The sequence below is a fragment of the Pseudomonas agronomica genome (genome assembly GCF_025917275.1).
Classification (GTDB): domain Bacteria; phylum Pseudomonadota; class Gammaproteobacteria; order Pseudomonadales; family Pseudomonadaceae; genus Aquipseudomonas; species Aquipseudomonas agronomica.
Map to the genome: position 1 here is coordinate 1 of NZ_JAOSHO010000392.1, position 4,836 is coordinate 4,836.

At 61.7% G+C, this 4,836-nt stretch carries 4 protein-coding genes; 3 read left to right on the top strand and 1 reads right to left on the bottom strand.

The genetic code is table 11. The features are described 5' to 3' along the window. Positions 1–47 precede the first annotated feature (47 nt). Positions 48–764 carry an SIMPL domain-containing protein gene (locus tag OC610_RS21270; RefSeq protein ID WP_264430532.1) on the bottom strand — a complete coding sequence of 239 codons (717 nt, stop codon included), beginning with the start codon at positions 762–764 and terminating at the stop codon, positions 48–50. A gap of 368 nt (positions 765–1,132) precedes the next feature. On the opposite strand from OC610_RS21270, the gene OC610_RS21275 reads away from it, so the two are divergent. The 3 genes from OC610_RS21275 to OC610_RS21285 all read left to right on the top strand — a co-directional run bounded on the left by OC610_RS21275 (position 1,133) and on the right by OC610_RS21285 (position 4,767). Next, positions 1,133–2,395 carry an ATP-binding protein gene (locus tag OC610_RS21275; RefSeq protein ID WP_030139829.1) on the top strand — a complete coding sequence of 421 codons (1,263 nt, stop codon included), beginning with the start codon at positions 1,133–1,135 and terminating at the stop codon, positions 2,393–2,395. Continuing rightward, entirely contained in the window at positions 2,388–2,948 is a 561-nt protein-coding gene (locus tag OC610_RS21280; RefSeq protein ID WP_003177957.1) for a response regulator transcription factor, read from the top strand. Before OC610_RS21275 ends, OC610_RS21280 begins: the two co-directional genes overlap by 8 nt. Positions 2,949–3,039: 91 nt before the next feature. Next, positions 3,040–4,767, top strand: coding sequence for an ABC transporter ATP-binding protein/permease (locus tag OC610_RS21285; protein ID WP_264430542.1), 1,728 nt, complete (start codon positions 3,040–3,042; stop codon positions 4,765–4,767). The last annotated feature ends 69 nt before the right edge of the window (positions 4,768–4,836 follow it).

Here is a 4,836-nt window from a genome sequence, read left to right on the forward strand (position 1 = left end):
TTTTGTGGTTCAGCCAGTAAGCGAGCTGGCTGAACCAACCGCCAACGTTACTGCATCAACACCTCAACAACCCCATCCGCGGTCATCGTCACTTTGCTGGTGCCCGCTTCCACTTCAGGCGTCACCGACTCGGCATCCATGGACGCCGCTTTCATCATCATCTGCGGGCGCATGTACGGTTGTGGGTAGCCGTTGGTGTTGAAGTTCAGGTTGACGATCTTGTAGCCCTTGCCGCCCAGGGCTTCGGTGGCGAGTTGGGCGCGGGCCTTGAAGGCGTTGACGGCGTCCTTGAGCAGGGCGTCTTCGCTGGTCTGGCGAGTGGCGGTGGCGATGGCGAAGTCCATGCCGGCCATTTTCATGTCGGTGAGCAACTCGCCAGTGAGTTTGGACAGGGCGGCGAAGTCGGCGCTTTCCAGGCGCAGCTCGGCGCGTTCGCGCCAGCCGGTGATTTTCCCGCCTTTGTTGTCGTAGATCGGGTAGCTGTTGCGGCTGCCCTGGCTCAGGTTGATGCCCTTGACCTGTTTGGCCTGGCCTATGGCTTTATTCAGGGTGGTGCTGACGGCGGCGGCGAGCTTGGCCGGGTCGGTGTTCTGTTCCTCGGTGTAGAGGGTGACGATCATCAGGTCGCGGGCCACTTCCTGGCTGGCTTCGGCGCGCAGGGAGATCTGGTTGTAATGAAGCTCGTCGGCGGCCAGGGCCGGCAGGCTGGCGACGGTGCCGAGGCTGAGGGCGAGCAGGGCGGCGGGGCGACTGAACGTGTGCATGAAAGCTCCTTGGGATGATGCGCAGGGGTGTAGGTTCCGGGCCTGCGTGAACGATAAGACTCTAGCGTTTATGGTGCGGTTCGCACAGTTACAACTTCTATACAGATCAGCTCGGTGAAGGGCTTTCTGTGGCGAGGGGATTTATCCCCACTGGACTGCGTAGCAGTCCCAGAATTGCCATGCCCCAGCTCGGCGTGGTGCCTGACCTTTTTGGGGGCCGCTTCGCGCCCCAGCGGGGATAAATCCCCTCGCCACAATGGTCGGTGTGCCATTTCAGGGCTGTGGCGCTTTGCCGCATATCTGCCTCTGCCCGCCGTGCGTTGGTTATACTCCGTGCGATCCGCCTGGAGCGCTCATCAGGAGAGCTCATGCTCGCCCCTTTGCAAATGACTTCCGCTTCTCGCCAGAACCTCTGGCGCCTGACGTTTATCCGCATTCTGGTCCTCGCGGCCCAGGCCGGCTCCGTGGGGCTTGCCTATTGGTTCGACCTGCTGCCGCTGCCCTGGCTGCAATTGGCGATTACCCTGGTTTTCTCCAGCGTACTCTGCGCGTTGACGGCGATTCGCCTGCGCACCTCATGGCCAGTGACCGAACTTGAATACGCCGTGCAACTGGCCTGCGACCTGTTTATCCACAGCGCGCTGCTGTATTTCTCCGGTGGCTCCACCAACCCCTTCGTCTCTTATTACCTGGTGCCGCTGACCATCGCTGCCGTGACGTTGCCGTGGCGGTTTTCGCTGATCCTGTCTGGCATCGCCCTGGCGCTGTACACCTTGTTGCTGGCGCGGTTCTATCCGCTGGAAACCTTCCCCATCGCCCGGGAAAACCTGCAGATCTACGGCATGTGGTTGAGCTTCGCCCTGGCCGCCGCGGTCATCACCTTCTTTGCCGCGCGCATGGCCGAGGAGCTGCGCCGCCAGGAAGAGCTGCGGGCCATTCGCCGCGAAGAAGGCCTGCGGGACGAGCAACTGCTGGCCGTGGCGACCCAGGCCGCCGGCGCCGCCCACGAGTTGGGCACACCGCTGGCGACCATGAGCGTGCTGCTCAAGGAAATGCGCCAGGACCACAAAGACCCGGCGTTGCAGGAAGACCTCAGCGTGCTGCAGGACCAGGTCAAGCTCTGCAAGGAGACCCTGCAATACCTGGTACGCGCCGCCGAGGCCAATCGCCGGTTGGACATCGACATGCAGGCGGTCACGTTCTGGCTCGACGATGCCCTGAACCGCTGGCACCTGATGCGCCCCGAAGCCAGTTACCGCTTCCAGTGCCTGGGCAAGGGCACGGTGCCGCGCATGGCGCCGCCGCCGGACTTGACCCAAGCGCTGCTGAATCTGCTGAACAATGCCGCCGACGCCTGCCCCGAAGGCTTGGAAGTGGTATTGGACTGGGATGCCTATGAACTGACGATCTGCATCCGCGACCACGGCGCCGGTGTGCCGCTGGCGATTGCCGAGCAGATCGGCAAACCGTTTTTCACCACCAAGGGCAAAGGTTTCGGCCTGGGCCTGTTTTTGAGCAAGGCCAGCGTGACACGCGCCGGCGGCTCGGTGAAACTCTACCCCCATGAGGAAGGCGGCACGCTCACCGAGCTGCGCCTGCCCCATGCCGACCGAGGAGACGAATATGAGTGACGAGATCCAAGTCGACGGCGAAGAACTGCCGCACCTGCTGCTGGTGGATGACGACGCCACCTTCACCCGGGTCATGGCCCGGGCCATGTCCCGTCGCGGTTTTCGGGTCAGCACCGCCGGCTCCGCCGAAGAGGGCCTGACCATTGCCCAGGCCGATCTGCCGGACTATGCCGCCCTCGACCTGAAGATGGACGGCGACTCCGGCCTGGTATTGTTGCCCAAGCTGCTGGAGCTGGACCCGGAGATGCGCGTGGTGATCCTCACCGGTTATTCGAGCATCGCCACCGCGGTCGAAGCCATCAAGCGCGGTGCCTGCAATTATCTGTGCAAGCCGGCCGACGCCGATGACGTGCTGGCCGCGCTGCTATCCGAACACGCCGACCTCGACACCCTGGTGCCGGAAAACCCCATGTCGGTGGATCGCCTGCAATGGGAACACATCCAGCGGGTGTTGACCGAGCACGAAGGCAACATCTCCGCCACGGCCCGCGCCCTGGGCATGCACCGGCGGACCTTGCAGCGCAAATTGCAGAAACGTCCTGTGCGTCGCTGAACCTGCGCTGAACGAATGCTGTCCACCCTCGCGACATATCGGGCCGTTGCTTTAAGATCGGCCCGAGACTTTCCTCTATTGAGCCTTAACCATGAATCAGAACGCTGAATATTCCGCGGTCAATGACGCGGTGCGCGGCCAGTTTTTCCGCCGTGTCTGGCAGATGACCACGCCATACTGGCGCAGTGAGGAGAAGGGCAAGGCCTGGACGCTGTTGATCGCCGTGATTGCGCTGTCGTTGTTCAGCGTGGCGATCTCGGTGTGGATCAACAGCTGGTACAAGGATTTCTATAACGCCTTGCAAGAGAAGAACAGCGAGGCGTTCTGGCAGTTGATCCTGTATTTCTGCGGCATCGCGGCGGTGGCGATTCTCGGCGCCGTGTATCGTTTGTACCTCACGCAAATGCTCACCATTCGCTGGCGGGCCTGGCTCACAGAGCAGCACTTCGCCCGTTGGCTCGGTGACAAGAATTACTACCGGCTGGAGCAGGGCGGCTATACCGATAACCCGGACCAGCGGATTTCCGAGGACCTCAACAGTTTTACCACCAACACCTTGAGCCTGGGCTTGGGGTTGCTGCGCACCGTGGTCAGCCTGGTGTCGTTCTCGATCATCTTGTGGGGCGTGTCGGGCAGCATCGAGGTGTTTGGCTACACCATTCCCGGCTACATGTTCTGGTGCGCGTTGGTGTACGCGGCGGTGGGCAGTTGGCTGACACACCTGATCGGCCGCCGCCTGATCGGCCTGAACAACAACCAGCAGCGCTTCGAAGCCGACCTGCGTTTTTCCATGGTACGGGTGCGCGAAAACGCCGAGAGCATTGCGTTGTATGGCGGGGAGCCCAACGAGAATCGTCGCTTGAGCGGTCGTTTCGGCCTGGTCTGGCATAACTTCTGGGACATCATGCGGGTGTCCAAGCGCCTGACTTTTTTCACGTCCGGCTACGGCCAGATCGCAATCATCTTCCCGTTCATTGTTGCCGCCCCGCGTTATTTCGCGGGCAAGATCCAGCTCGGCGAGCTCATGCAGATCAACTCGGCGTTCGGTAATGTGCAGGAGAATTTCAGCTGGTTCATCAGCGCTTATTCCGATCTTGCCGCGTGGCGCGCCACCTGTGACCGCTTGCTGAGTTTCCGTCAGGCGATGAGTGACAACGAAGACCGCGTGCCGGCCATCGATGTGCAGAACCAGGGTAACGGGCTGAAAGTGCGCAACCTCGGGCTGGACCTGAGCGATGGTCGCCATTTGCTGACCCATGCCGAGCTGGACGTCGAACCCGGCGAGCGGGTGATGCTCAGCGGTCGTTCCGGCAGCGGCAAGTCCACGTTGCTGCGGGCGATGGGGCATTTGTGGCCCGCCGGGCATGGCAGCATTCGGCTGCCGTCGGCCCGTTATCTGTTCCTGCCACAAAAGCCTTACTTGCCGATTGGCAGCCTGCGCGAAGTGCTGAGTTATCCACAAGCCGGCGACGTCTACCCCAACGAGCGTTATGCACAGGTCCTGGAAACCTGTCGCCTGCCGCACCTGGTTTCGCGGTTGGACGAAAGCAACCACTGGCAGCGCATGCTCTCGCCCGGCGAGCAACAACGCCTGGCGTTCGCCCGCGCTTTGCTTTACGCGCCGTTATGGTTGTACATGGACGAAGCCACGTCGGCGATGGACGAGGAAGACGAAGCGACGCTGTACCAGGCCTTGATCGACCAGTTGCCGGGCCTGAGTATCGTTAGCGTCGGCCATCGAAGCAGCTTGAAACGTTTCCATCCGCGACATGTGCGTATCGAAAATGGCCAACTTGAGGAGCAGGCGGTGACCGCATAAACGCTCAAAACCTGTGGGAGCGAGCTTGCTCGCGATGGCGGTGTGTCAGTTGATAGGGAAGTGTCTGAC